The organism is Pseudomonas fluorescens group sp., assembly GCF_020093335.1.
Taxonomy (GTDB): Bacteria; Pseudomonadota; Gammaproteobacteria; order Pseudomonadales; family Pseudomonadaceae; genus Aquipseudomonas; species Aquipseudomonas petroselini.
The window spans coordinates 83,263-109,918 of record NZ_JAIOKW010000001.1 but is presented as its reverse complement, the minus strand read 5'-3'; the positions used below and the strand labels follow the sequence as shown (position 1 = coordinate 109,918).

Annotated in this window: 23 protein-coding genes; 16 read left to right on the top strand and 7 right to left on the bottom strand. The window is 55.7% G+C overall.

Going from position 1 to position 26,656, the window contains the following annotated elements:
* The first annotated feature begins 52 nt into the window (after window positions 1–52).
* The 5 genes from K7431_RS00650 to K7431_RS00630 all read left to right on the top strand — a co-directional run bounded on the left by K7431_RS00650 (window position 53) and on the right by K7431_RS00630 (window position 6,142).
* Entirely contained in the window at window positions 53–1,048 is a 996-nt protein-coding gene (locus K7431_RS00650; protein ID WP_012724109.1) for a cupin-like domain-containing protein, read from the top strand.
* Window positions 1,049–1,215: 167 nt separating this feature from the next.
* Window positions 1,216–2,448, top strand: a complete 1,233-nt coding sequence (locus K7431_RS00645) for a hypothetical protein (protein ID WP_012724108.1) — start codon at window positions 1,216–1,218, stop codon at window positions 2,446–2,448.
* Window positions 2,449–2,486: 38 nt separating this feature from the next.
* Complete coding sequence (locus tag K7431_RS00640; RefSeq protein WP_012724107.1) at window positions 2,487–3,920, top strand: putative transporter-like protein; 1,434 nt, start codon at window positions 2,487–2,489, stop codon at window positions 3,918–3,920.
* A complete protein-coding gene (locus K7431_RS00635) occupies window positions 3,913–4,893 on the top strand; it encodes a ThiF family adenylyltransferase (protein ID WP_012724106.1) in 981 nt (326 codons plus the stop codon). Before K7431_RS00640 ends, K7431_RS00635 begins: the two co-directional genes overlap by 8 nt.
* Before the next feature lie 94 nt (window positions 4,894–4,987).
* The gene (locus K7431_RS00630; protein WP_232504873.1) at window positions 4,988–6,142 is read left to right on the top strand and encodes an MFS transporter; all 1,155 of its coding nucleotides are present in this window, start codon (window positions 4,988–4,990) and stop codon (window positions 6,140–6,142) included.
* Between the two features lie 139 nt (window positions 6,143–6,281).
* Here the strand turns inward: K7431_RS00630 and K7431_RS00625 are convergent, their stop codons facing one another.
* Window positions 6,282–7,298, bottom strand: a complete 1,017-nt coding sequence (locus K7431_RS00625) for an AraC family transcriptional regulator (protein ID WP_012724104.1) — start codon at window positions 7,296–7,298, stop codon at window positions 6,282–6,284.
* A gap of 130 nt (window positions 7,299–7,428) precedes the next feature.
* Here K7431_RS00625 and K7431_RS00620 point away from each other — a divergent pair, with 130 nt between their 5' ends.
* The 5 genes from K7431_RS00620 to efeO (K7431_RS00600) all read left to right on the top strand — a co-directional run bounded on the left by K7431_RS00620 (window position 7,429) and on the right by efeO (K7431_RS00600) (window position 13,161).
* Window positions 7,429–8,823, top strand: coding sequence for a J domain-containing protein (locus K7431_RS00620; RefSeq protein WP_012724103.1), 1,395 nt, complete (start codon window positions 7,429–7,431; stop codon window positions 8,821–8,823).
* Between the two features lie 114 nt (window positions 8,824–8,937).
* Complete coding sequence (gene efeU, locus K7431_RS00615) at window positions 8,938–9,783, top strand: iron uptake transporter permease EfeU (protein ID WP_012724102.1); 846 nt, start codon at window positions 8,938–8,940, stop codon at window positions 9,781–9,783.
* A 10-nt stretch (window positions 9,784–9,793) separates the two neighbouring features.
* Complete coding sequence (gene efeO / locus K7431_RS00610) at window positions 9,794–10,996, top strand: iron uptake system protein EfeO (RefSeq protein WP_012724101.1); 1,203 nt, start codon at window positions 9,794–9,796, stop codon at window positions 10,994–10,996.
* A gap of 14 nt (window positions 10,997–11,010) precedes the next feature.
* The gene (gene efeB / locus K7431_RS00605; protein ID WP_043206236.1) at window positions 11,011–12,315 is read left to right on the top strand and encodes an iron uptake transporter deferrochelatase/peroxidase subunit; all 1,305 of its coding nucleotides are present in this window, start codon (window positions 11,011–11,013) and stop codon (window positions 12,313–12,315) included.
* A gap of 27 nt (window positions 12,316–12,342) precedes the next feature.
* A complete protein-coding gene (gene efeO / locus K7431_RS00600) occupies window positions 12,343–13,161 on the top strand; it encodes an iron uptake system protein EfeO (protein WP_012724099.1) in 819 nt (272 codons plus the stop codon).
* Window positions 13,162–13,222: 61 nt separating this feature from the next.
* Here the strand turns inward: efeO (K7431_RS00600) and pssA are convergent, their stop codons facing one another.
* Window positions 13,223–14,566 (bottom strand): CDP-diacylglycerol--serine O-phosphatidyltransferase, encoded by a 1,344-nt coding sequence (pssA, locus tag K7431_RS00595; RefSeq protein ID WP_012724098.1) that lies wholly within the window; start codon window positions 14,564–14,566, stop codon window positions 13,223–13,225.
* A gap of 123 nt (window positions 14,567–14,689) precedes the next feature.
* On the opposite strand from pssA, the gene K7431_RS00590 reads away from it, so the two are divergent.
* Window positions 14,690–15,253, top strand: a complete 564-nt coding sequence (locus K7431_RS00590; RefSeq protein WP_012724097.1) for a TetR/AcrR family transcriptional regulator — start codon at window positions 14,690–14,692, stop codon at window positions 15,251–15,253.
* A gap of 56 nt (window positions 15,254–15,309) precedes the next feature.
* Entirely contained in the window at window positions 15,310–15,789 is a 480-nt protein-coding gene (locus K7431_RS00585) for a nuclear transport factor 2 family protein (protein WP_012724096.1), read from the top strand.
* Between the two features lie 68 nt (window positions 15,790–15,857).
* Here K7431_RS00585 and K7431_RS00580 read toward each other — a convergent pair whose 3' ends face one another.
* Both K7431_RS00580 and K7431_RS00575 read right to left on the bottom strand, forming a co-directional pair.
* Entirely contained in the window at window positions 15,858–17,015 is a 1,158-nt protein-coding gene (locus tag K7431_RS00580) for a PQQ-dependent sugar dehydrogenase (RefSeq protein ID WP_012724095.1), read from the bottom strand.
* A gap of 12 nt (window positions 17,016–17,027) precedes the next feature.
* Entirely contained in the window at window positions 17,028–17,342 is a 315-nt protein-coding gene (locus K7431_RS00575; RefSeq protein ID WP_012724094.1) for a hypothetical protein, read from the bottom strand.
* Window positions 17,343–17,525: 183 nt separating this feature from the next.
* On the opposite strand from K7431_RS00575, the gene ku reads away from it, so the two are divergent.
* Window positions 17,526–18,359, top strand: a complete 834-nt coding sequence (gene ku, locus K7431_RS00570) for a non-homologous end joining protein Ku (RefSeq protein WP_012724093.1) — start codon at window positions 17,526–17,528, stop codon at window positions 18,357–18,359.
* Window positions 18,360–18,362: 3 nt separating this feature from the next.
* The gene (gene ligD / locus K7431_RS00565) at window positions 18,363–20,879 is read left to right on the top strand and encodes a DNA ligase D (RefSeq protein WP_012724092.1); all 2,517 of its coding nucleotides are present in this window, start codon (window positions 18,363–18,365) and stop codon (window positions 20,877–20,879) included.
* 19 nt (window positions 20,880–20,898) lie between these two features.
* Here ligD and lpxO read toward each other — a convergent pair whose 3' ends face one another.
* Both lpxO and K7431_RS00555 read right to left on the bottom strand, forming a co-directional pair.
* Complete coding sequence (gene lpxO / locus K7431_RS00560; protein WP_012724091.1) at window positions 20,899–21,798, bottom strand: lipid A hydroxylase LpxO; 900 nt, start codon at window positions 21,796–21,798, stop codon at window positions 20,899–20,901.
* A 249-nt stretch (window positions 21,799–22,047) separates the two neighbouring features.
* On the bottom strand, window positions 22,048–23,364 hold the full coding sequence (locus K7431_RS00555; protein WP_012724090.1) for a Wzz/FepE/Etk N-terminal domain-containing protein: 1,317 nt from the start codon (window positions 23,362–23,364) through the stop codon (window positions 22,048–22,050).
* Between the two features lie 361 nt (window positions 23,365–23,725).
* On the opposite strand from K7431_RS00555, the gene K7431_RS00550 reads away from it, so the two are divergent.
* On the top strand, window positions 23,726–24,112 hold the full coding sequence (locus K7431_RS00550; protein ID WP_012724089.1) for a TIGR03067 domain-containing protein: 387 nt from the start codon (window positions 23,726–23,728) through the stop codon (window positions 24,110–24,112).
* Between the two features lie 148 nt (window positions 24,113–24,260).
* Here the strand turns inward: K7431_RS00550 and K7431_RS00545 are convergent, their stop codons facing one another.
* Window positions 24,261–25,073, bottom strand: a complete 813-nt coding sequence (locus K7431_RS00545) for a class I SAM-dependent methyltransferase (protein ID WP_012724088.1) — start codon at window positions 25,071–25,073, stop codon at window positions 24,261–24,263.
* Between the two features lie 155 nt (window positions 25,074–25,228).
* Between K7431_RS00545 and K7431_RS00540 the strand changes: the two genes are divergently transcribed.
* Window positions 25,229–26,467, top strand: a complete 1,239-nt coding sequence (locus K7431_RS00540; protein ID WP_012724087.1) for an MFS transporter — start codon at window positions 25,229–25,231, stop codon at window positions 26,465–26,467.
* Window positions 26,468–26,656: the final 189 nt, after the last annotated feature.

Sequence of the window (26,656 nt, the reverse complement as noted above, 5' to 3'; positions counted from 1 at the left end):
TTGGCCTTTTTTAAAAAGACTAACAGCGACTGGTTCAATAAGGATTACTCCCTTGTCAACCTCAAATAAAAACATCACGCTTCTCGAGAGCATTGATGCTAGCAATGCAATACTATTCCAAAAAAATTATCTCATGAATGAAAAGCCAGTCATCCTAAAAGGAATGGGCAAAGACTGGACTGCTATTAAGCGTTGGTCTGCAGACTTCTTCAGAAATACCTATGGCCATGTTCAAGTGCCTGTTTGTTATTATAAAACAAAACAGCAAGAACTTTATAAGAACCAAGTTAAAATACCTCTAAGAGAATATATAAATTTAGCTGAAAACAACATACCTACTTATGATAATAACTTTGAGTTACCATATTTGGGTGGATGGATCTATCATAAAGAATTTCCTGAGCTTCTAGATGATATAGATATGACATTACCTTGTTTTCCTGATAATTGGTTGTACAAGCTGCCATCTTCTATATCAATACCACCGACAAATTTAATTATCGGCTACCAACATGTATCAAGCCCTTTACATACAGATTCTTTTTTCGTCAACTCTGTATTAACCATGATTGTGGGTGAAAAAAAAGCACGTATGGTTTCGCCTTCCCATACATTTGCAGTTTCGAATGGACAAGATTTATTCAATCCTGAAATTGCTAATCATGTATTCGCGCAAGGAGCCGAAATTTTTGAAGGTACGATATCGGCAGGTGATGCATTTTATATCCCCCCTGGTTGGTGGCATAATGTAATCAACTGCGGGTTCACTATTGCAGTTCAAAACCTACATGTAGATACTCATAGACTTCCACTTTTTGAACAACAAATGCGTGGGTTCGTTCTACCCATATTAAGTAAAATCGAAAATTTAGGAAAGGATGCTAGAAAGGAACTATTAAAAGCTGAAAAAAAATCACCCCCTCCTTTATCTCACAAGATTGGTAGCTTTATTGAGAATGAGAAAAACTATATTGATTTTCTTGAAAAATCAGCAAAAACCTCCCAAGACTACCTAAACGACTATTATTTTAAAAACTCTGTTAGTTAATGCGCAACGCTTTAACCAGAAAACGTTAAAAAATCAAATACTTTTTACGACCCTTCAATACAGTCAACATATAGCATTAATATGAATTAACTCGACCGACACACACAAAACGAAAAACAATCAAACACTCTTGGCAAACTGATACCGAAAGAAAGTTAGGAGGATGTGTGACAGAGACCAATAAATTAATTAGAATTGCCGTGGACGCGCCTCCTGGATCATTAAAATCTCCTCGAAACTATGGAGCTTTACAGTTAGCAAGCTTGGGAGCTCTTCCTCCACGAGCACCATTGTCTGCACCACTCCCAAACGTTAGCATAGGAGGCGGATGCGATATATACGTTAAAGATGAGGGACATACTTATACTCTTTCCCCCAAAGCCAACAATAGTTGCAAACTTCATGACATCTCAGGAACGGATTACTTAAACGGACTTAATCATCTGACTAGTCATGATGTCATTGTCCGTAATCTAATCACGAATAAAGCAACGTTTGGGTTAACAGAGAATGGCAGCGCCATTATCAGCTTTCAGGAAAAAGTTTCAGCTTTTGAGGGATTGCTATCGTCCCCTGCTTGGATACCGTTTCGTGCTAATAAATGGCCTGGGGCACGACAAATCTGCGAAATTGCCCCCAACCGGTGGGAAGCTTTTTGCCCCGACAACAGCATCCCTTCTATCCTCATAGAAGTTGTTCGAAACCCTGAAGAGAACATCATTCTTTACGACAAAGGAATTATTAATCAAACGGCAGACACCGCTACTCCATTTAACTCAATGCCATCAGCAAATGGACAGCGTATCGTTAAAAAAACATCCCTTAGAGGTATTCTTGTTTTTTCAGGTGAGCTTGTTGGGAATGATAAAAAAACACTTCGAAAAGAAATTAAACACATTTTAAAACAAAACAACTGCGGGGAGCATGTAGGTTGGGCAAACGCATCGACGCCATTTGATGATCCAATGCCGCTTGAAAACCTAATCACTCTAGATTGGTCGCCCACCGCATCGAAAAATGGTCTTATTCTAGCGTTCTCCGATTATTATCCTAACGCTACAGTAGCCTGGTCTATTGCGACGACTCTTCATAAAAACGGCATACTTTGCACCCCTGTTTCTGATAGCTATTCAAACCCAAAAGTTAAAGCGGCTATGCGACTAATGATCGTTTCTGGACCAACCGATGATGCTTGGGGTAGATATGCATCATTAATATTGTGCCCAGCTTGGAGAAGTGAATCACAAGCCCAAAAGCTATATTTTAATACATTAAAATCACCTGAGTTCAGTAATGCGCACAGACAATTACTGGACGACCTATTAGATGATTTATGTCCAGCCGTGATAATTGGTGCCATTCCAAGTATTTGCTTGAGCAATATCAACCTCAAAATTTGACATACCTACTGTGACTAATAGCTAATGCGAGCCATGCTATGAAAACGATAAATACAAAAGTAGATCTGCATATTCCTCCACTGAACAGTTCGAGTAAAGTTTTCCGAGATATAATAAGAATTTTTGGTCTATCTGAAGAAGGATGGAAGGAGTCGCTATCAGATTTAGATATCCCTACAGACGGTATTATTCTAATAACAGGGGCAAGTGGAGTAGGTAAAAGCCTGCTATTAAAAGATATTTCTCGACATTTCCCAGCAATAAGAAAGATACCAAATTATATCAACAAAGAAAAATCTATCGCGGAAATTATATCTTATACAGATGCAGGTGAAGTCATCCGCTATCTTTCAAAATTTGGGTTGGGAGAACCACGCATACTGATTAGTCCGTTTTCTAACCTATCTGATGGGCAAAAAGAACGTTTCCTAATTGCACTAGCTTTACTCCAAGGAGTAGGGCCAATTATCCTTGACGAATTTACTACACGACTGGACAGGCGCACAGCTCAAATTGTCGCCATGACTGTAGGGAAAAACCTTCGCTCTAGTAAACAAAGCGCTTTTATTGCAAGTTGTCATGATGACATTGTAGATTTCTTAAAACCTGATATTCACATTGAACTTTGCTCAAATGGCAAACACCGCATTCTTAATAAAAAAAATATATCCACAAACATGTTAGAACACCTAGGAATAAAAATCAAAAAAGGCACCATAGACGATTACAAAAAACTCTCTCGCTATCATTATGAAAACGACAACCCTAATGACATCGATATGTTAGCGCCTCTAGTTGACCACGTTGTCACCGCTTACTCTAAAGAAGAGTTGATTGGTGTTAATTTATGTATTCGTCCTTGGCCAAAAGCATTTGAGATATTCACAGAGTTTTCAGAAGTAAATAGACATGTATTGCAATCATTTCGAGTTATTGTACATCCACAATATCGTGGCATTGGGCTAACCAAGGCATTAGATATAATGCCCAACACCAATACAAAAATACTATTATCATGGTCTGCATTTTCTTCATATTACTCTTTCCCTATCCTTGCAAACTATCAGCGGTTAAATAGCCCGTTTGAAATAATGAGCCCCGAAGAGATATTGCTTCAAGCATTTGTTGAGCCACGACAAAAAAATATAACGAAATCACTTCACCTCATTATGGAGTGCAGTCAACTCTGGCAGGAACTGACAAATACAGAAAAGGAAAAACTAAAGACACTAACTATCAACGCGGCCAGTGAAAAAAGTTTGCGTCTAATTCTCTTTCAAAGAAAAATATCTGGTTTGAGCACCTCGGTTAAATCCACCACCCGGATGAGGTCTATTTTTCTAAAACTCTACTCTAAATCCAGTAGTGAAGCTTTACCTATGCTACTAGCTGAAACGGTTTATAGACCGATGGCGATGTTTGTTAAACATATAAGTGACACAAATATAACAGAGGACTCTTCCCTTGCTTAAGAAAAAAGACCATTGGATACTGCGCGGCGATATTGCCATTCTTAGTTATGACAACCAACTTAAATTAATCACAGAAAACGGCATCAAAAGCATCAATATCCATAATCCCGATATTGCTAAATCACTTCACCTTCTTAGCACAACGGGAGTTGTGTTGGAATTTAATACTGAGCCAGAAGGAAGCTTTCTTCGAAAGCTAAAAGAGGCTAACCTCATCCATGGTGCCCCGCCACATGGGATGACTCCGCTGCAAACCATGCAATGGTCATGGAATGAAGCTATTGCACCAAACCAAGAAATGAGTCAACAGTTAAACAACTCATCAGTAGTAGTGGTTGGATGCGGCGGCACTGGATCTTTACTTGCACAAAGCCTGGCAGGTTCAGGTGTGGGCTCTTTTGTACTGATTGATTTCGACAAAGTAAGCATGAGCAATCTCAATCGTCAATTTGTTTTTAACGCACAAGATATTGGTCAATACAAGGCTGATATACTTGCTCGACGATTATTGGAAGATCAAAAAGTCGTAGAAGCTAAATCCATTATAGCTGAGATAACCTCCAGCAAGCAGTTATCAGAATTAGCCAGGGGCGCGGACTTAATAATCTGTTGTGCTGACGAACCCAAAGGAGCTATTCAGAGTCACGTAGCTAATGCAGCATTAAAATTAGGCTCATCAGCGCTGTTCGGTGCTGTTGGCATTAATAACGGCGTACTTGGACCGCTCCTGAAAGATAGATCTTCATTTCAGGCCTATTTAAACTGGATTAAAGAGGTGCGCAAGGCTTGTAAGACAATAATTGTTCCTGCACGTTTTCCTTCCAACGGGATAACAAATTCAATCATTGCTAACCTTATGGCTTGGGAAGCTTTTCAGCACTTAGCAAAAATTGGCACTTCAAAAGTAGATGCATGCATTTTAAACTTTAACTTCAGGTCTTTTGAGCTTACAAAAAAACAGGTATTTAAATAAAATGGGGATTTCAAACATACTAAAAAACAAGAACGATAACTTATACTACTCCTTATCAATACTCATGAATCTTGATGTTCAAAGGAGTTTATTTGTGCTTTACCTGCTGCAGCTTGGTATCACACAAGGAGAGATAGGTATTCTCCAATCTTTTCTATTCTTTTCTTCAGTAGCGTTAGAGATCCCGTCTGGTTTACTCGCCGATCGATACGGCCGCAAACTTTCTCTTATCATTAGCTTTTTAGGATTATTTATAAGCGGCATTGGGTTTTTATTATTTTCCTCTTTCACTCCTTTCGCAATTATATTTTGCTTATTCGGCGCCAGTATCGCTATGGGCTCCGGGTCAGACAGAGCACTATTGTATGACAACTTACTAGCTGAACGTCGAGCGGAAGACTACCCTAAAATAATATCGCGCGCGCGTGCCATTGGCGCGATTTCGTTAGGTTTATCTATGCTTCTTGGTGGCGTATTGCAAGATACTTTTGACTGGAATAGCGTATATATATTTTTTGCGCTATCCAAGCTTATCGGAGCTTTTGCTGTAACACTCATCCCAGAAATAAAACTCCCGCACACGTCACTTAACCCGATCAAACAATCAGGTATAAACAATAAAAAAACAGAGGGGATTTTTACTCTACTCATTAATTTTTTCCGTTCTAAAAAAGGTGCCTTCCTTATACCTTTATTTATTGGATATTCTTTATTTGAGCTTTCAACAATTCCTTTGTTCATCTACGGCCAGCCATTTTTCTCCCTGCAGGGTTTAGACGTGCCTATGATCGCTGGTATTTATGCTACGGTTGAAGCTATATCAGCATTAATGTTCATGGTTGCTGGTTACGTTTGTTCCAGGCTCTCTCTCGGCACAATTGCTCTCACTACGACCTGCGCTGTCACCTTTCTTCTTTTTGTTTTATCTTTAAACATCGGAGTAATCACTTCAATTGCAACCTTTCTTCTAATAATGTCGCTCCCTGCCATATATGAAACCGCATATGAAACCTATATTCACGATAATATTGAGTCACGTATCCGAGCGTCTTGTCTCTCAGTTGCAAATCTAGTTAACTCAGTCATCATCGGTATCTCCTACACTGTTTTCGGAGGGCTATTAGATAGGTATGGCTTCTCGCTGACTTTGATCATAGTTGCAGCCACCTGTTTTGTTGGCTTGTTTGGTGTTAGCACAACATTGCTCTTAGGTGGCAAAAAAAACGATTTAACAAGACAAGAAGCCTGAATATGGATTTTGGAAATCCATCCGCAGCTTGGCGGTCTTGGTCGAATTGGACATCAAATTTGCCGTGTTCGACCTTGTGATGTTTTTTCTGAACCGCGACCGCATGAAGGGAGTAGAGCCTTATCTGCGCGCTAATGCTTTATGTAGCATCATTCAATATCAAACTCCGATAATGCCCAGGATTAGACCCACTCCACTTACGAAACGCCTTATAAAACGAGCTCGTATCAGCAAACCCCAACCGCTCCGCAATCTCGGCAAAACTGATCTGCGGCTCCGCCAGCCACACAATCGCCAGCTCCTTGCGCACACTGTCCTTGAGCCCCTGATACGTCTGCCCTTCTTCCGCCAGACGGCGGCGCAGGGTGGAGGCGGAGATGCACAGGCTGGCGGCGAGGCCTTCGGTTTCCGGCCAGGTGTCGGGGGGCAATTGGCGCAGGTCGTGCTTGATGCGGGTGGCGAGGCTGTCGGGGTCGCGGTATTTGACCAGGATGTTGGCGGGCGCGTGGGCCAGGAAGCGTTTTAGTTCTTCAGCGGTGCGCTTGATCGGCAGGTCCAGGCAGTCGGCGGAGAAGATCATGCGGGTACGCGGCCGATCGAAACGCAGGTTGTCGGAGAACATGATCTGGTAGTCGTCGCAGAAATCCGGTTTCGGACAACGCAGTTCAATCGCCAGGATCGGAATCCGCCGTCCCGCGAGCCAACAGGCGACGCCGTGCACGATCATCCAGTAGGTAAAGTAAGTGAAGGCCCGGTTGGGTTCAGACTCGGGTTCGAGCAACACAATCTCCGCCAGACTTTGTTGGCGCACCAATTCAGCGGGCAGGCGTTCGAGCATCAACGACAGAAACCCCAGGCCGGTTTCCAGGCCAGTGGCCAAGGTCGGCTGCGCCATCGCCGCATGGCAGAGGAACGCCAAGCTGCCGGACTTGAGCTTGCGTGGGTCCATGCCGAAAAACTCATCATCCAGGCGCCGTGCCAGCAGGCGCCACAGGCGTGCATAGGTCGTGGCCGAGACCCGCGCGCCGGGCTCGGCCAACCGTTGCGGTTCGATCCCGGCTTTAAGCAGCACGTCGGCAGTGGCCGCCCCAGGGGCGCAGCTTTGCAACAAGGCTTCGCGCACGAGGTGGAGGGAGATGGTGTCTTTTTCCGACATTGGCGCGGTCCGTGCCCTGGGTGGCGTGAAATGCCGCCATCTTAGGCAGTCGCGCGACAAAAGAGTAGGCGCCGCGCAACCGGTCTCGGGTATTCTGCGCCGGGATTTTTACTGACAGGAAGTTGCAACGATGAGTTGTTGGGAAGTACTTGGGCTACCGCATGACGCTGACACTCGCACAATCAAGCGTCAGTACGCCGTCTTGCTCAAGCAGCATCGTCCGGATGAGGACCCCAGCGGCTTCCAGCGCTTGCGCGAGGCGTATGAGCATGCCCTGGCGTGGAGCCGTTTCGAGGCGCCCGCTGACACACCGCAGCCGGTGCCCGTCGACAGCGTGCAACCTGCCCCGGCCGAACCGGACACGCGTGTCGAACAGGCCCGAGCCTTGGTGGCGCAGGCCACTCCCAGTGATCTGCGTCACCTCTATCAGCAAGCCAGGGACAGTGAGTGCGCCGACGCCTTTGAGGCCCTGCTCTTGCAGCGCTGCCTGACGTCGGCAGACCCCGCCATCAGCGAGTGGGCCGTCACCCACCTGCATTGGCTGACCCCCTGGTTACGCGAAGCCCCCGCACGCTTGCCCGCATACCGCCTTGATGCGCTGCTGGAACAGATGTTTGCGCACGTCGAACAGCGGTTGGTCGGGCTGCTCGATCAACAACAGGTCGAAGCCTTCAAAGCCGCATTGAGCGAAATGAACCACACTGAATGGCTAAAGCCGCTGCCTCGCCACGCGCGGATCAACGACCTGCTGGCCCGTGCCCTACTGGCGAGCCGATGCTGGTCCGAGGACCTGTTCGACACCTTGTGCGCCCAGCAAGCCTGGTCCGATAAAGACTTGGAGAACCCCTGCCCCGAGCCTGAATGGTCGCAGCTCCAGGCACGCAATGCGCTGGAGCGTTTCAAGGCGCATACACTCGCGCAGGCCAGCCTGGACTCGCGCGATGCGGAGTGTCGCGCAGCCAAATTGCTGTTTGGCGACATGCCACTGGCGCAACGGCAACGTTTCGCCCGGCGCTTTGGCGAGTCCGACTGGAACGCCTGCCGTACGCTCAGCGAAACCATCCTCAGCCAGTACCCGTCACTCTGCGCCCTGATGCCCGGCGGCGATCCGTATTTCTGGCGCGACTGGGAACGTGCCACCCGACCGTGGCCGATGTTCGTAGCCTTACTGGGCATGGCCGCCGGCTGGACGATCCACGACCAACAGGTGACCAACCATACCCTGATGGAAACCCTCGGAATGGCGCCAACCTGGGCCTTCCTGATTGCCATTCCGGCGTTGTTGATCCTGGCGATCTGGCGTCCCGCCACCGATGGCTACGGTGAAATCGACGACGGACTCTCGCCGCTGTCGCGCTGGCTGAGCTTTCGCCGACCCTCGCCCTTGTTCATCCGCGAGATTTTGCCGTGCTGGCTGTTGGGCGCGCTGATCTGGGTCATCCTTGGCCCTTACGCCTTTATCGGCTACGTGGCGACGCTGCAGGGCCTGGGTCTCGCACAGCGGTTGTTCGGCAGGCGTGGCTGACACGCCCTCAACAGCTGTTCAGCCACGGTTCAGCAAATGTCAAGATTGCCTGTTTAGTAATGAGTATCATTATGTTACAAATTAGCATCCTATCTAATTCTGATGCGGTGCCGAATGCTCGTTCCTTTTCTCATCATGCTGCGCGAAGGCATTGAAGCCGCATTGATTGTTGGCATTATCGCCAGTTACCTGCAGCAGACCGGCCGGGGCCAGTGGATGCCCGCCGTGTGGATCGGCGTGTTTCTCGCCGCTGCGCTGGCCCTGCTGGTCGGTGGCGGCCTGGAGCTGGTCAGCGCCGAATTCCCGCAAAAGCAGCAGGAGCTGTTCGAAGGCATCGTCGGCCTGGTCGCCGTGGGCATCCTCAGTTCCATGGTGTTCTGGATGCGCAAAGTGGCGCGCTCCATCAAGCACTCGCTGCACGAATCCCTTGATCACGCGCTGGCGGGCTCCAAGCATCAAGTCACCGCCCTGATTCTCATGGTGTTTTTCGCCGTGGCCCGTGAAGGCCTGGAAACCGTGTTCTTCCTGCTAGCGGTGTTCCAGCAGAGCGAAGGCCCAGGCGCACCGATTGGCGCCCTACTCGGCCTGATCCTGGCGATCATCGTGGGTTTCCTGATCTACACCGGCAGCATGCGCCTGAACCTCGGTGCGTTTTTCCGCTGGACCGGCCTGTTTATCCTGGTGGTGGCCGCCGGCATCCTCGCCAATTCAGTGCAAGCGCTGCACGAAGCCGGCGTGTGGAATCACCTGCAGACCGTGCTGTTCGACTTCAGCGCCGCGCTGCCAATGGACAGCCCGCTGGGCTCGGTACTTGCCGGCATGTTCGGCTATCAGGAAGCCCCCACCATCAGCACCCTCGGCGCCTACCTGATTTACCTGGTGGTGGCCCTGGTGATGTTCTTCCTGCCCGCCGCGCCGTCCAAGCCTGCCGCCGCCCCCTCTTCCGTTTCCAGCCAGTAAGGACCGTCCCTTGTCCAACCCAACTCCTCAACCGGCTTCGCCACCCCGCGCCCTGCGCTGGGCCGTGGCGGGCTCGGTGGTCGTGATGATCGCCGCCGGTGGCCTGTTCTATTACGCCTCGCAGTTGGCGGCCAGCAAGCGCCAGACCAACCACAATGAAATTGCCGTGACCATTCATGGTCACGCCTGTGAGCCGAATGAACTGACGGTACCGGCCGGCCGCGCCAGCTTCCGCATCATCAACCGCTCCGACCGCGCGGTGGAATGGGAAATCCTCGACGGCGTGCTGGTGGTCGAAGAACGGGAAAACATCGCCCCCGGCCTCAGCCAGGTGATCAACGCCAACCTGTTGCCCGGCGACTATGCAATCACCTGCGGCCTGCTGAGCAATCCACGTGGCACCTTGCACGTGACGCCCACCGCCGAGTCCGACGCACAGGCCAAGGCCAAGCCGTCGATGGTGGCGTTTATTGGCCCGCTGTCGGAGTTCCGCGTGTATTTGAGCAGCCAGGGCAGCGCGCTGATCAAGGCGGTGACCGCCTTGCAGCAAGCCATCGACAGCGGCGACCTCGCCCAGGCTCAAGCGCTCTATGTTCCCGCCCGTGAGGCCTACCAGCGACTGGCCCCGGCGTCTCAACGCCTGGCGGAGCTGGACAATGCGATCAACGCCCGCGCCGACTACTTTGAAAAACGCGAACAGGACCCGGCCTTCAGTGGCTTCCACCGCGTGGAATACAGCCTGTTCCAGCAACGCAGCCTCGACGGCCTGGCGCCGATTGCACAGCGCCTGGTAACCGACGTCACCACCCTAAAGCAACAATTGCTGGCCCAGTCGCTGCCGCCGGAGCAACTGGTGAGCATCGTGGTACGCAACCTCAACAGCCTGGCCGATGTACGTGCCATCAGCGGTGAAGAGGAGCGCTACAGCCACGTCGACCTGAATGGCTTCGCCGCCAACCTGGAGGCCGCCCACAAGGTCGTCGAGTTGATGCGACCGCTGCTGAGCAAATCCGCCGCCGACCTGTTGCCCAAGGTCGACAGCGCCCTCGCCGCCTTCGATGCCGAACTCCAGGGCTTCAAGGTCGACAAGGGCTATGCCACCTACGACAGCATTACCGTCGATCAGCGCAAGCAGATCGCCGACAAGGCCAAGGCTCTGGCCGTTGCACTCGATGGAATCGACCCCGCCCTTGGCCTTTCCGGCCTGCAGTGAAGACGACCGCATACATGAGCGATTCAGCACAGTTTGACCTCCAACGCCGGCGTGTCCTCCTGGGCATGGCGGCCACCGGCGCTGCCATAGCCGGCAGCAGCCTGACCTGCCCGGCCATGGCCGCCGCCGCCGAGCAAGTCACCACCGCGCCACGCAGTGATAAAACCCAGGACCACCACGACTTTTTCGGCACGCACCAAGCCGGTATCGTCACCCCACGCCCGGCCTGCGGCATGCTCGTGGCGTTCGACGTACTGGCCAGTGATCGTGAAGACCTGGAGCGCCTGTTCCGCACCTTGAACGAACGCATCGCCTTCCTGATGACCGGCGGCACCGTGCCGCAAGTCGACCCGAAGCTGCCGCCCACCGACTCTGGGATCCTCGGCCCGGTGGTCACACCGGACAACCTGACCATCACCGTGTCCGTCGGCGAATCACTGTTCGATGAGCGCTTCGGCCTCGCGGCAGTCAAGCCCAAGCGCTTGAGCCGCATGGTCGGTTTCCCCAACGATGCGCTTGAGCCGGCGCAGTGCCACGGCGACCTGAGCCTGCAATTCAGCTCTAACACCACGGACACCAATATCCACGCCCTGCGCGACATCGTGAAGAACCTGCCGGACCTGCTGCTGGTGCGCTGGAAACAGGAAGGCAGCGTGCCGCCCCAGGCGCCTGCCAAACCTGGCGAGCCGGCCCAGAGCGCACGCAATTTCCTCGGTTTCCGTGACGGTTCGGCCAACCCGAACTCCAACGATGACAAGGCGATGAACCAGATTGTATGGGTGCAGCCTGGCAGCGACGAACCGGCCTGGGCGGCCAACGGCAGCTATCAGGCTGTGCGCATCATCCGCAACTTCGTCGAGCGCTGGGACCGTACCCCGCTGCAAGAGCAGGAAAGCATCATCGGCCGCATCAAGCCCACCGGCGCGCCTATGGACGGCGACAAAGAAAGCCAGGTGCCCGACTACAGCAAGGACCCGGAAGGCAAGTTGACCAAGCTCGATGCCCACATCCGCCTGGCCAACCCGCGCACCCCGCAGACTCAGGCCAACCTGATCCTGCGCCGGCCGTTCAACTACTCCAACGGCGTCAACAAAAACGGTCAGCTGGACATGGGGCTGTTGTTCATCTGCTACCAGGCTGACCTGGAAAAAGGCTTTATCAGCGTGCAAACCCGGCTCAACGGCGAGCCCCTGGAGGAATACCTCAAGCCGGTCGGCGGCGGGTATTTCTTCACCTTACCGGGGGTCACGGGACCGAAGGATTTCCTCGGGCGCACGCTGCTGGCTGCAACGCACCCTCACACCACTGCCCCTACCTAAAACAAACCCCAGAGCGGAAACCCTCCCATGAAAAAGTCGTCTATCGCGTTGTCGTTATTGCTGACCCTTTCGCCGCTGGCAGCCTTCGCCGCTACCGCGCCGCTGGATTTGGTAGGGCCGGTGTCGGACTACAAAATCTACGTCACCGAAGAAATCGGTGAACTGGTCACCCAGACCCAAGCGTTCACCGATGCCATCAACCAAGGCGACCTGGCCACCGCCAAGAAACTCTACGCGCCGACCCGTGTGCACTATGAGTCCATCGAGCCGATCGCCGAGTTGTTCAGCGACCTCGATGCATCCATCGACTCCCGCGTCGACGACCACGAAAAAGGCGTGACCGCCGAGGACTTCACCGGCTTTCACCGCATCGAATACGCGCTGTTTTCGCAGAACACCACCAAAGGCCTGGAAACCCTCACCGCCAAGCTCAACACCGACGTCAACGACCTCAAGACCCGCGTTGACGGCCTGACCTTCCCACCGGAGAAAGTCGTGGGCGGCGCCGCAGCACTGTTGGAAGAAGTCGCCGCGACCAAGATCTCCGGCGAAGAAGACCGCTACAGCCACACCGACCTGTATGACTTCCAAGGCAACATCGACGGCGCGAAGAAAATCGTCGACCTGTTCCGTGGGCAGATCGAGAAACAAGACAAGGCCTTCCTGGCCAAGGTCGACAAAAACTTCGCCAGCGTGGACAAGATCCTGGCCAAGTACAAGACCAAGGACGGCGGCTTCGAGACCTACGACAAGGTCAAGGAAAACGACCGCAAGGCCCTGGTGGGACCGGTCAATACCCTGGCAGAAGACCTGTCCACCTTGCGTGGCAAGCTGGGCTTGAACTAAACGCCGCACAAAAAAAGACCCAGCCCTGTTGAAGGGGCTGGGTCTTTTTTTGCCTGCCGGTTTACAGGATCCGGTACAGCAACCGCTCGATGCGCACGCGGCTGACCCGACGCAGGAACTTGCCGACCGCTTCGGGATAGTCCGGCAGCGTTTGCAAATCCTGATAACGCTCGATGCGCGTGGTGTGCTGGAAAATCTGCGCCAGCTCGGTACGCCGCGGCGCCAGCCACTGGCCTTGGGGGTCATCGATCAACAAGGCGTTTTCCAAGTCGAGACGGAACGCGCGCGGGTTGAGGTTATTGCCGGTGAGCAAGGTGTAGCGCTGGTCAACCCACATCCCCTTGAGGTGGTAGGTGTTGTCGCCGTCGCGCCACAGGTGCAGGTTCAGTTGGCCGCTGTCGATCATCGGCTGATGGCGTTTGGCGAAGCGGCGCAGGCTGATTTCGTACAGGTACGGCAGCGCGGCAATGACCTTGAATGGCTCGCTCGGCGGGATGTAGAAGTCGTTGGCGGTCTTGTCGCCGACGACGATGTCGATCTTCACCCCACGCGCCAGGGCACGGTTGATCTCGCGGGTCACCGGCAGCGGCAGGTTGAAGTACGGCGTGCAGATGGTCAGTTGCTGCTGGGCGCTGGCGATCAGTTCGAGGATCACCCGGTTCAGCGGGTTGTTCTTGCCCACCCCGAGCAACGGGCTGACCGACAGGTGACCATTGGGCAACTGCCCCGTCGTGGTGTCATAGGTCGCGTGTTTCAGGCGGCTGCGCAAGTCGCCGATATCATTGCGCAAGCTGCGCGTGGTGGGTGGGTTGGGCAGGTCCAGGCGATTAACCGCCTTGGAGGCGATCAGCCCGTGCTCCACCAGGTGTTGCATCGAGTCCGCCAGGGGCTTGCTGTGGATCAGGTGGTAGCGGTCGAAACGGTACTTGTCGAACTTGTGCAAGTACACGTTGTTCAGGCTCGCCCCGCTGTACAGCACGCTGTCGTCGATCACGAAGCCCTTGAGGTGCAGCACGCCGAACAGCTCGCGGGTTTGCACCGGCACGCCATACACCGGCACGTCGCTGCTGTGGCTTTGGGTCATGGCCTGGTACCAGGCGCTGTTGCCCGGCTGTTTACCGGCACCGATCAAGCCACGCTGGGCGCGCAGCCAGTCGACCACCACCACGATATCCAACTCCGGCCGCGCAGCCTTGGCCGCGTGCAGGGCATCGTAGATCTCCTGCCCCGCTTCGTCCTGCTGCAGATACAGCGCGACGATGTAGATACGCCGCGTGGCCTGGGCGATTTTTTCCAGCAGGCAACGGCGGTACGCGTCGGCGCCGGACAGCACCTCAAGGGCATCGGGAGTGAGGGGGAAACCGCGCAGTTTGGGCAACAGGGAGCGTTTGAAGAACGACGGCATAAGGCTCGCAATGGGTCGAATCCGAAGAGTCCCCGAGCTTACACCATGGGGGTGCTCAGGTCTTGCTGCGCGGCATGTAAAAATTTATTGACCAAGAAGAACGATCGTTCTACTGTTTGCAACATGAACGATATGACCGGTAATGAAACCCGCGACATCATCCTCGACGTGGCCGAAAAGTTGATCTATCGCCATGGCATCGCCGCCACGGGCATGGACTTCCTGGTGAAAACCGCCGGCGTCTCGAGAAAAAGCGTTTACCGCTACTTCGCCAACAAAGACGAATTGGTGATTGCCGCCCTGCAACGTCGTGACGAGCGCTGGATGCAGTGGCTGCGCGACGAAGTGGAACGCAGCGAAGGCACGGGTGAACGGCTGCTCGCGGTGTTCAGCGCGCTCAAGGCCTGGTTCGACACAGCGGATTTCCGCGGCTGTGCGTTTATCAACACCAGCGGCGAAACCGGCAACCCGCACGACCCGGTGCGCCTGCTGGCCAAGGCCCACAAACAGAAACTGTTCGAGTACGCACTTGAACTCTGTCAAGCACATGGCACCCCCGACCCGGCACAGCAGGCCGCGCAACTGCTGATCCTGATCGATGGCGCCATCACCGTTGCCCTGGTGATGGGTGATTCAACAGCTGCCGATAATGCGCAATGCATGGCGCGAACGTTATTGGGACTGTGAACGCACAGGTCAGCGCAACTTTCGACTGAAACCTTATTGTCTTGAGGAAAATGCCCATGTCATCCGCCGCAGAAACACGCCCGCCGCTGCCGCCGTTCACGCGCGAGTCGGCTATCGAAAAAGTCCGTCTGGCCGAAGACGGCTGGAATTCCCGCGACCCGCACCGCGTATCCCTGGCCTACACCCTCGACACCCACTGGCGTAACCGCGCCGAATTTGCCTACAACCGCGAAGACGCCAAGGGCTTCCTGACCCGCAAATGGGCCAAGGAGCTGGATTATCGGTTGATCAAAGAGCTGTGGGCGTTTACCGACAACCGCATCGCGGTGCGTTATGCGTATGAGTGGCACGACGATTCCGGCAACTGGTTCCGTTCCTATGGCAACGAGAACTGGGAGTTCGACGAAAACGGCCTGATGGCCAATCGTTTTGCCTGCATCAACGACCTGCCGATCAAGGAAAGCGAACGCAAGTTCCACTGGCCGCTGGGGCGGCGCCCGGATGATCATCCGGGGCTTTCTGATCTGGGGCTTTAAGACCTGGCAAATGTGTGAGGGGGCGGTGCGACGATTCGACTTGCCCCCTCACGCGCGGCTACGGCACTTCAGTCCTGATTCAGCCCTACCCGATACAGCACCCCATCATCCTCATCCGTCAGCACATACAAGAACCCATCCGGCCCCTGCCGCACATCGCGGATCCGCGCCTTCAAGCCTCCCAGCAAGCGCTCTTCGTGAATCACCTTGTCGCCATCAAACTGCAACCGGATCAACTCCTGGTCGACCAGCGCACCGATAAACACGTTGTGCTGCCAGGGCTTGAAGCGATCCGCATCATAAAACGCCATACCGCTGATACCCGGTGATTTTTCCCAGACGTGATGCGGCGGCACTGTGCCTTCCACCGTCTTGCCCTTGGCTTCGGGAATCGGTGTCAGCGAATAATTGATGCCGTGGGTTGCCAGCGGCCAACCGTAGTTCTTGCCCCGCTCGATGATGTTGATCTCATCACCGCCACGCGGGCCGTGTTCGTTTTCCCAGATCGTGCCACTCCAGGGGTTCAACGCCAGCCCCTGAGGGTTGCGCTGGCCGTAGGACCAGATCTCCGGGCGCACGCCTTCTTGACCGACAAAGGGGTTGTCGTCCGGCACGCGGCCGTCCGGATAGATGCGCACGACCTTGCCTTGCAATTTGTCCAGGTCCTGGGCGGTCGGGCGATCGTTGTTTTCCCCCAGCGTCACGAACAGGTAGCCATCACGGTCAAAGGCCAGGCGTGAACCGAAGTGATTGCCGGTGGACAGCTTCGGCTCCTGGCGCAGGATGACGGTGAAGTCGGTCAAGCCACTCAGATCAGCCGCCAGGCGACCACGGCCCACCGCAGTGCCGGCCGTACCGCCCTTGCCGCCGCCTTCGGCGTAGGACAGGTAGACCATGCGGTCCTGCTTGAAGTCGGGCGACAGCACCACGTCCAACAGGCCGCCCTGCCCTTTGGCCCATACTTCAGGCACGCCTTTCAGCGGCGCGGAGAGCTTGCCGTCCGGGCTGACAAAACGCAGGTGGCCAGGACGCTCGGTAACCAGGAAGCCTTGCTTGTCCGGCAGAAAGGCCACTGCCCACGGGTGATCGAGGCCTTTGGCGATGGGGGTGGCGGTAACGCTGCCTTGTTCGCTGGGAAACTGCTGGGCGTCGGCGGCGAAAGCCGTGGTCAACGGCAGCAACGTGGTTGCACAAAGGGCGGCTAGAAGGGTTTTGCGTAGAAACATAAGGCTGAATCCTTACCGGCGATTGCCGTTGGCATCATAGGTGGGGGCTTTGGTTTCGGTGGTCGGACGGCTGGGGGTGGCATCGCGTTGCGGGTAACGATTGCCGATACCGCCGTTCTCCAGGGTCGGCGTGCGCGTGGTCGGCCCGGTCTGGATACCGCGAATGGCCGGCGCATTGGGCTGAGTGCCCTGCATGCTATTGGGGTTGGCCCGGTGGATCGGGCCGTTGTTGGCGTTGTTGTTGCCGGGCAGGTTTTGCGCATGCGCCAAAGGCGCAAGGGCCAAACCCACAAGCAGCGCTGCAACGTGACGCATACCGCTATTCATGACGAAACCTCTCAGGGCGAGGATTACCTGCTTTCGATAACACGCTACGCCTAGGGTTCGGCTTTCGACACTAAATAGTTTCTCATCAGGTGTAACACGATCTGTCCGCGCATCTGTCGGTGGAAACTTTTCGTACAGCGTCCGAGTCACCAGAACACAGCCTCTACTTAAGGAATCGCACCTATGCCACGGGCAATCTGGAAAGGCGCCATCAGCTTTGGCCTGGTGCATATCCCGGTCTCGCTGGTCTCGGCCACGTCATCACAGGGCGTGGACTTTGACTGGCTCGACAAGCGCAGCATGGACCCGGTGGGCTACAAGCGCATCAACAAGACCACCGGTAAAGAGGTGACGAAAGAGAACATCGTCAAAGGCGTTGCGTTCGAAAAAGGCCGCTATGTGGTGCTCAGCGAAGAGGAAATCCGCTCGGCCCACCCCAAGTCGACCCAGACCATCGAAATCATCGCGTTTGTAGCCAGTGACCAGATCCCGTTGCAGAACATCGACACCCCCTACTTCCTCGCGCCGGATAAACGGGGCGGCAAGGTCTACGCGCTGCTAAGGGAAACCCTTAAGAAAACCGGCAAAGTTGCGCTGGCCAATGTGGTGCTGCACACCAAGCAGCACCTGGCGGCCTTGATGCCACTGGAATCGGCGCTGGTGTTGGTGATGCTGCGCTGGCCCGCCGAAGTCCGCAGCCTGGACGACCTGGAACTGGACAGCGACGTGACCAAACCCAGCCTAGCCAAGGGCGAACTGGACATGGCCAAGCGCCTGGTAGAAGACATGAGCGCCGACTGGCAGCCGGATGACTACCGTGACAGTTTCCAGGAAAAAATCATGGCGCTGGTGGCCAAGAAGGCCAAGGCCGGCAAGATCGAAGACGTGGAAACCAGCCAGGACAGCGAAGCGCGCAAGTCCGCCGACGTGATCGACCTGACGGAACTGCTCAAGCGCAGCCTGGCCGGCAAGCCCGCCAAGAAGCCGGCGGCGAAGAAATCCACCAAGGCCTCATGACCCATGCCAAAGCCCCTCAGCGAGTACAACCGTAAGCGCGACTTCGGCGTTACCGGCGAACCGGCAGGCCGTGCACCTGCCGGCAAACGCAACGCGTCGGCGCTGTCTTTTGTGATCCAGAAACATGACGCGCGCAACCTGCACTATGACTTTCGCCTGGAACTCGACGGCGTGCTGCTCAGTTGGGCGGTGCCCAAGGGCCCGAGCCTGGACCCGAGCCAAAAGCGCCTGGCCGTCCACGTGGAAGATCACCCCCTCAGCTATGGCAGCTTCGAAGGCAGTATTCCCGCCGGCCAATACGGCGCTGGCGACGTCATCGTGTGGGATCGCGGCATCTGGCAACCCCATGATGACCCGCGTAAGGCCTACGCCGCCGGCAAGCTCACATTCACCCTGGTCGGCGAGAAACTCTCCGGCGACTGGGCGCTGGTGCGCACCCGCCTGAAGGGCAGCGGCGACAAGGAACAATGGCTGTTGATCAAGGAAAAGGACGCGCAGGCGCGCCCGGCAGACGACTACGACATCGTTCAGGCTCAACCGGACAGCGTGGTCAGCGACGCCTCGGCAGGTAAATCCAACGTTAAATACAACGTTAAATACAACGTTAAATACAACGCCAAGCCCAGCACCAAAGCTACGCGACAACAAGCAGCGGCAACCGCCCTCCCCGAACAATTCAACCCACAATTGGCCACGCTGGTGGACCGCGCCCCCGAAGGCGACTGGCAGTACGAAATCAAGTTCGACGGTTACCGCATGCTCACGCGCATTCGTGACGGCGAGGTGCGCCTGTTCACCCGCAACGGCCATGACTGGACCGAACGCCTGCCGCGCCAGGTCAAGGCCCTGCAGGCCCTCAAGCTCAAGGACAGCTGGCTCGACGGCGAGGTGGTCAGCCTGAACGGCGACGGCCTGCCGGACTTCCAGGCACTGCAAAACGCCTTCGATATCGGCCGCAGCCTGGACATTGTCTACTACCTGTTCGATGCGCCATTCCTCAACGGCCAGGATCAACGCCAAGCGCCTGTCGAGGCACGCCGCGCCGCGCTCAAGGACGCGCTGGCCGTAAGCAGAAGCAAGTTGCTGCGGTTCTCCGAAGCCTTCACCGCCCACCCTCGCGATATCTTCGAAAGTGCCTGTGACCTCGCCCTGGAAGGCGTGATCGGTAAGCGCCTGGGCAGCCCCTATGTGTCGAGTCGCAGTGCCGATTGGATCAAGCTCAAATGCCGCCTGCGCCAGGAGTTCGTGATCGTCGGCTACACCCGGCCACAGGGTTCACGCAGTGGTTTCGGCGCGCTGTTGCTGGCGGTGAATGACGATGCCGGGCTGGTGTATGCCGGGCGTGTGGGCACAGGCTTTGATCACGCGTCACTGAAAGCGATTTACGCGCAACTCAAGCCCCTGGAACGCAAGACATCGCCGCTGGAAAAGCCGCTGAGCAGCGCCCAGGCCCGTGGCGTGCACTGGGTGGAGCCGACGTTGGTTGGCGAGGTGCAATTCGCCGAATGGACCCGGGAAGGTGTGGTCCGCCAGGCGGCATTCGTGGGGCTGCGCAGCGACAAACCGGCCGCCGAGATCATTCACGAGCTACCACGAACGGCCAACGCCATGAAACCCGCGAAAAAAACCAGCGCTGCGGTAACGATCACCCACCCCGACCGGGTGATCGACCCGCAAAGCGGCACCCGGAAGCAGCAACTGGCACAGTTCTACGACAGCATCAGCCAGTGGATCCTGCCCTTCCTGCGCCACCGCCCTGTTTCATTGCTGCGAGCGCCTGAAGGCATCGAAGGCGAGCCATTCTTCCAGAAACATTCAGAGCGCCTAGCCATTCCCAACATCAAGCACCTGGATCAGGCACTCGACCCAGGGCATGCGCGCCTGATGGAAATCGACAGCACCCGCGCGTTGATCGGTGCCGTACAAATGGGTGCCGTAGAATTTCACACCTGGGGCGCCACCTCAGACAAGATCGAAACCCCCGACCTGTTTGTGCTCGATCTCGACCCGGACCCGGCGCTGCCCTGGAAAGCCATGCTGGAAGCGGCGCAACTGACCCTGTCGGTGCTGGATGAACTGGGGCTGCAAGCGTTCGTCAAGACCAGCGGAGGCAAGGGACTGCACCTGGTCGTGCCACTGGCGCGCCGCGACGGTTGGGACACCGTCAAGGCGTTCGCCAAGGCCATCGCCCAGTTCATGACCGAGCAACTGCCCGAGCGTTTTACCGCGACGTCAGGGCCCAAAAACCGCGTCGGCAAGATCTTTATCGACTACCTGCGCAACGCGCGGGGCGCCAGCACCGTGGCGGCCTACTCCGTGCGGGCACGCCCTGGCCTGCCGGTGTCGGTGCCGATCAGCCGTGAGGAGTTGAAGGGTTTACGCAGCGCGCAGCAATGGACTGTCGCCAATGTGCAGCAGCGGTTGAACGGTTTGAAGGCTGATCCCTGGGCCGGGTATACCAACCGACAGAAACTCAGCCAGAAGATGTGGGACAAATTGGGCGCCCGTCCACCGGTGTGAATGCCGCCCAACGTGACGATCAGATCAGTAGGAAGATCGCTGCCAAACCAGCGAAGATCGCCCACTTTTCCAGGTAATAACGTGTACGGTTGCGCTTCTTCAGCTCTTTGCCACGCAGACGGATCTTGTACAGCCGCGTGAATGCGCGGTTGAGCCCACCGGTCTTGTCACCCTCATCATTGGGCGAACCCGCAGCGGCCATGACCGTACGGCTGAACCAGCGATTGAAAGCCGCCGCCCAGCGGTACTTCATCGGACGCTCAATGTCGCAGAACAGGATGATGCGGTTCTGCTGTGTGGTGTTTTCCGCGTAGTGGATATAAGTCTCGTCGAACATCACCGGCTCGCCATCACGCCAGGAGTAGCTTTCGCCATCCACGTTGATGTAGCAACCTGGGTCATTAGGCGTATCCAGGCCCAGGTGATAACGATACGAGCCGGCATACGGGTCACGGTGGCGTACCAATTTTGAGCCCGGCGGCAGCTCGGCAAACATCGCGGCCTTGATCGAGCCGATGCTCTGGACCAACGCCGTGGTGCGCGGGCACAGCTTCATCGCCGACGGATGGCTGTCGCCATACCATTTCAGGTAAAAGCGTTTCCAACCCGACTTGAAGAACGAATTGAAGCCGACGTCGTTGTATTGGTCCGAACGCTTGATTTCCCCGGCACGCATCAGGTTCTGGCCTTCCCGGCGGATTTCTTCCCAGTGTTCCTGGAGGGGGCTCAGGTCGGGAAAATCGCTGGGCGACAGGTAGGGCCGGCTGGGCAGCTTGGAGAAGAGATAGAGAAAACAGTTGATCGGGGCGAGAAAGGTCGAATGATCACTGAGCTGGCGGCCCAGCTTGTGTCGCACCCGGCCACGCAGGTGGACATACGCAATCGAGGCAACGTAAAGAACAACAATGATGAGCTTCAAGGGATTTCGTCACACGTCAGAAGAGAACAGGCTGCTCCTGCGTGCCCACGACGGCCGAGGATGGATAGCAGCACCTGAAATCACAATTCACACAATCGGCACCACCGTCTGAGAGATCGGTGCGTTGCCATTGGCAGTTATTTAGCCACAGTTTGTAACCAAAAGTTAACTAAGAATTGTGAAAAGCTGTCTTCTGAATGTGTTGAGCGGGCTTGCTCAGGGGCACGCCCGCGGTGCGGTTAATCCATCTTACCGAGGGGGTAAACGACGCTCATCGATCACCGAAAATGGCCCGTTCTCCCGGCGCACTTGTGCGAAATGCCGAATCAACGCCACCAAAACACCCAGCATCAGCCCTGCCATCAGGCTCAATGCAATAATCAGGGCTTTTTTCGGTTTGATCGGCCCCAGCGGTTCCTGCGCCTGGCGGTCCACTGTTACCAACTTCAGCGCGCTCATATCGATACTGAGGCCGCGCAGCCGGGCCTCCTCCGCCCACAGTGGCTCCACACCTTGCAGGAATATGTCCTCATCCTTACGGCTGTTGAGCACCTCCACTTCGCGATTGACATCAAGCATGCGCAACTCCTTGCTGATTTCGGCAACCCGATTGTTGGTGAAGTCATCATTGGAACGTTGCGCCAACGCTGTGCGCTCGGCCTCCAGCGCCTCGGTGCCCATGAAGTACAGCGGGATTTTCTGGTTGGTAACTTCGGTGCGCATCACCTGGCCGGCCCCACGAACCGCGCTGGCTCCCATGGCGGAAGGCGTGGTGGGGCTGTTGATGCCGATGGACTTGGCGATGGAAATAGCTTCGGCCAATTCTGCCAGGCGGCTGACGCGCTGCATTTTCATCTGCAAGCGCAGCGCGGAGAGCTCATCCTTCAATTGAGCGCGCTTGACCTTATCCGCCTCCAGCAACCTGGCGATTTTTGACGCTTTGCCCGTTTCGTAGTTGGCGCGTGCCGCGTCGATCTTGCCTTTGAGCTCGTTCAGGCGGTTGTTCACGATCACCTTGAGGTCCGCGCCCACTTGCTCGCGTTGCTGCGTGATCGCATAGGCTACTAACCCGTTTAGAATCGCCACCCCATCAATCCCATTGGGGTACTGCATTTCCAAGCGGAGGTAATTGTTGAGTGCGTCGGGCTTCTTGGGATCTGCGCCCACCAAGTTGATAGCGTTCTGATTGAACGCTTCAAAGCTCTGTTCCAGGCTTCGCCCAGGTTGTTGAAAGGCCTCGAACAAAGGCAGGTTGGCCCTGAAGAAGCCCAGCCGCGTTTCGTAGGAATCCAGCTGTGCACCGACCTTGGCCAGCGCATCGGCTGGCGGTAACTTGTAGACTTCGGAGCGGTTGAGTGCATCCAGCTCATTGATTGCCGCAGGCCGCAACACACTGCTGACTTGGTAAACCCTCGGCGCAAGGAACGCGTAGCCTACTCCCAGAAGGCCCGCCAGAATCGTGCAACCGATGATCAGTTTTTTTTGCTTCCAGATCGCGTGAAACAGTTCAAACAGATCGATTTCATCCGTAGGCAAATATTGATGCAGCTGGGGAGTGTTGTTCAAATGTCTTACACCCTGGTGAGTTGAAATTCAGCGCCTGACAACAGACCTGATCAACAACTGAATAAACAGGGGGCAACGTCCGGCCACACGACACGCATGGCCCTCTGCGGTAACGGAGCCACCCAATTCACTGAAACGTCAGCCTAAGCAGCAAGCGGTTTCATTTCAGTGACACGGGTGTCATTAGTGACCGACACCCAGAGCATTGACGCTCCGTTACAAGACGTTACCCGGAGGGCAGGCAAAGTACGCCAATTGCCTGTGTTCATAACGAAAAATTGCATAAGAAAATAAAAAACAGGACCCTTCCTACGCTTGACTACGCATTAGGCCTTCACCCCCTCAGCAAAAAGGAATTTGTATGTCATCCATTTCCGACCCAGACCTTCAAGCCCTCCAAGGTGCCTGGGAGCAAACCTCACTCGAAGACAGTGGCGTGCTTAATCCCGTCGACGCGCACAGCGCCCCCGGCGCAATCACCACGATTAGCGGCGACCACTTCGAAGTGAAAACCGTCAGTGGCGAGGTGTTGCTGGCTGGCCGGTTTTTCCTGGACAGCAGCACCGTTCCCAAGGGCATTACCTGGGTCGACTCCATAGGGGATGACGCCGGCAAACACTTGCCTGCCAGTTATCGCCTCGAAGGGGATGAGTTTGTGTTCATTGCAGCCGATGAAAGTATGCCCAGGCCAATCGTATTCAGTACTGGTCCAGGTCAAACCATGCGCACTTTCGTACGGCGCTCCTGAACGACGCGCCTTACGAACCTGTGACAGTATTTTCACAGGGCCTTCACTTTCGGGTCTATAGGGTGAAGCCTACCTACTCCAGTGAATCTCCAGTGAATCCCTTAGCCCGCGTCTTTTCGCGGGCTTTTTTTGCCTGTGGAATGACGCCTCAATCGGCACGCTTGATGGCCGTCAAGGTAAAGCACATCGGCAATTGCGCAGGCTGGTCTTCGTACTGGTCGTAAAGCTCTTCGCGGTTGGAATGGGCATATTCCTCCAGGTGGCTGATCTGCAAGCCCGCGCAGATCGCGGCGTTTACCAGGTCGCCCAAGGTATGCACATACCAATAAGAGGTGGGCCCGGCAATCTCGCCCTGGCCTTCATAAACAATTGACTCCTGCAGCACAAAGGGCTCGCGCTGGAAGTAGGAGCTGGCCGGCAGGAATGGGTTTTGCGCGCGAGGATCGAACACCTCCAGGAACGGATGGGTTTCGTACATCACCAGCGTGCCGCCGGGTTTCAGGGTGCTGGCAACGTGGTGCATGAACAGCGCCACGTCCGGCATCCAGCCCAGCACACCGATGGTCACCAAGGCGATATCGAAACGCTCGTGCAACGCGTGCGGCAGCTGATGAATATCACTTTCCACGAACTCAGGGTTGTGCGGCGAGACACCCGCCAGTTCACGGGCCTGCTGCAGAAACGCCGGCGATTGGTCCACGCCCACGACCGAGCGCGCGCCCAGGCTGAACAACGAGAGGCTCTCGCGACCATTGTTACAACACAGTTGCACCACGTCTTTGCCGGCCACGCCTACGTCTTGCAGCACGCCGGTGATGGTCGGGTCCAGACATGAAAAACCAGGCTTGCCGACACCGCTGAGCAGCGCGTTCCAAGTGTCGGTGGTTTTGTGCAGGCTGGCAGATTGGTCCCAGGCGTCCTTGTTGCAGGCGACCGCCTGTTGAGGTGAGGGCATGTCCATTGCGTCTCCAGATAATCCATTGAGTGGGGCTCTGAAAATAAGCCAAGTGCCTGCGGATTAAAACCCCGAGAAACGGGCGAAACTTAACGCCACGCCTGTAGGTCATTTACGCTGTGAGTGTTCAACCCCTGAACGCCGCCTCAGAAGTTCTTGCCGTGGCCAAACATTCCGACCTGCGTAATACCCTGTCCCTGGACAGCCTGAACTTCTTCCTGGCGGATGTGCGCGACGGACTCGGTCCCTACCTCGCCATCTACTTGCTGGCCGTGCACAAATGGGACCCGGCCAGTATCGGCGTGGTCATGACCCTGGCGGGTATCGCCGCGCTGCTCACCCAGGGGCCGGCGGGCGCGTTGATCGACCGTACCCGCAGCAAGCGCGCGGTCATTGCGCTGGCCGCCATTGTGGTCACCGCCAGTTGCCTGCTGCTGCCCTTTGTCAGTTCTTTCAGCCTGGTCGCCCTTACCCAGGCCGCCAGTGCCGTTGCTGCGTCCGTGTTTGCCCCAGCGATCAGCGCGATCTCCCTGGGCATCACCGGCCCCCGCGCGTTCACCCGCCGCACAGGGCGCAATGAAACCTTCAACCACGCCGGCAATGCCGTGGCCGCGTTGTTGGCCGGCGGCCTGGCCTACCTGTTCGGGCCGGTGGTGGTGTTCTACCTGATGGCCTTTATGGCGGTGGCCAGTATCGTCGCGATCAGTTGCGTGTCGGCCGAGGCGATCGACCACGACGTCGCCCGAGGCTTCGACCCGGCGCATCACACCGATCATGAGCAACCGTCCGGCATGAAGGTATTGCTGGCGAACCGCCCGCTGTTGTTGTTCGCCATCTGCTGCGCGCTGTTCCACCTGGCCAATGCGGCGATGCTGCCGCTGGTCAGCCAAAAGCTGGCGCAGATCAACCTGCACATGGCCACCCCGCTGACGTCGGCGTGCATCGTCGCCGCGCAACTCGTGATGGTGCCGATGGCCTGGCTGGTTGGGTTGAAGGCCGACATCTGGGGTCGCAAGCCGTTGCTGATGGCCGGCTTCATGATCCTGCCGTTGCGCGGCGTGCTCTACACCCTGTCCAGCGACCCTTACTGGCTGGTGGCCGTGCAAATGCTCGACGGCATCGGCGCAGGTATCTTCGGCGCGTTGTTCCCGGTAATCGTCAAGGACCTGACCCAGGGCACCGGCCGGTTCAACGTCAGCCTGGGCGCCCTCTCCACCGTCTTTGGCCTGGGCGCGGCGCTGAGCAGCAGCCTGGCAGGTTTTGTGGTGCAAGAGGCCGGCTACAACGCGGCATTCCTGACCCTGGCCGGCGTGGCGGCGCTGGCCTTGGCGCTGTTATGGCTGGCGATGCCGGAGACGTTGGAGAAACCTTCCTTCGCTCGACATACAACTGTCGCCTGACATATGCGACAATGCGCGCCAAATTCCAACACACATCCCAAATTTTCTGCTCAGCGACCGGGTTTCGCGCCTTGATGTCGCTGTTGACGCATGCCTGAAGGCTCCTGCCGCCACGCTCGCAACCCATTGATAGGTAAAGTAATTGATCTCCACAGCTAACATCACCATGCGGTATGAAACGCATTCTTG

Coding starts and splice junctions, on each gene's coding strand:
- K7431_RS00640 (WP_012724107.1), top strand. CDS start 2,487: ATGAAAACGATAAATACAAAAGTAGATCTGCATATTCCTCCACTGAAC.
- K7431_RS00625 (WP_012724104.1), bottom strand. CDS start 7,298: ATGTCGGAAAAAGACACCATCTCCCTCCACCTCGTGCGCGAAGCCTTG.
- K7431_RS00620 (WP_012724103.1), top strand. CDS start 7,429: ATGAGTTGTTGGGAAGTACTTGGGCTACCGCATGACGCTGACACTCGC.
- efeU (WP_012724102.1), top strand. CDS start 8,938: ATGCTCGTTCCTTTTCTCATCATGCTGCGCGAAGGCATTGAAGCCGCA.
- efeB (WP_043206236.1), top strand. CDS start 11,011: ATGAGCGATTCAGCACAGTTTGACCTCCAACGCCGGCGTGTCCTCCTG.
- efeO (WP_012724099.1), top strand. CDS start 12,343: ATGAAAAAGTCGTCTATCGCGTTGTCGTTATTGCTGACCCTTTCGCCG.
- pssA (WP_012724098.1), bottom strand. CDS start 14,566: ATGCCGTCGTTCTTCAAACGCTCCCTGTTGCCCAAACTGCGCGGTTTC.
- K7431_RS00590 (WP_012724097.1), top strand. CDS start 14,690: ATGAACGATATGACCGGTAATGAAACCCGCGACATCATCCTCGACGTG.
- K7431_RS00585 (WP_012724096.1), top strand. CDS start 15,310: ATGTCATCCGCCGCAGAAACACGCCCGCCGCTGCCGCCGTTCACGCGC.
- K7431_RS00580 (WP_012724095.1), bottom strand. CDS start 17,015: ATGTTTCTACGCAAAACCCTTCTAGCCGCCCTTTGTGCAACCACGTTG.
- K7431_RS00575 (WP_012724094.1), bottom strand. CDS start 17,342: ATGAATAGCGGTATGCGTCACGTTGCAGCGCTGCTTGTGGGTTTGGCC.
- ku (WP_012724093.1), top strand. CDS start 17,526: ATGCCACGGGCAATCTGGAAAGGCGCCATCAGCTTTGGCCTGGTGCAT.
- ligD (WP_012724092.1), top strand. CDS start 18,363: ATGCCAAAGCCCCTCAGCGAGTACAACCGTAAGCGCGACTTCGGCGTT.
- K7431_RS00550 (WP_012724089.1), top strand. CDS start 23,726: ATGTCATCCATTTCCGACCCAGACCTTCAAGCCCTCCAAGGTGCCTGG.
- K7431_RS00545 (WP_012724088.1), bottom strand. CDS start 25,073: ATGGACATGCCCTCACCTCAACAGGCGGTCGCCTGCAACAAGGACGCC.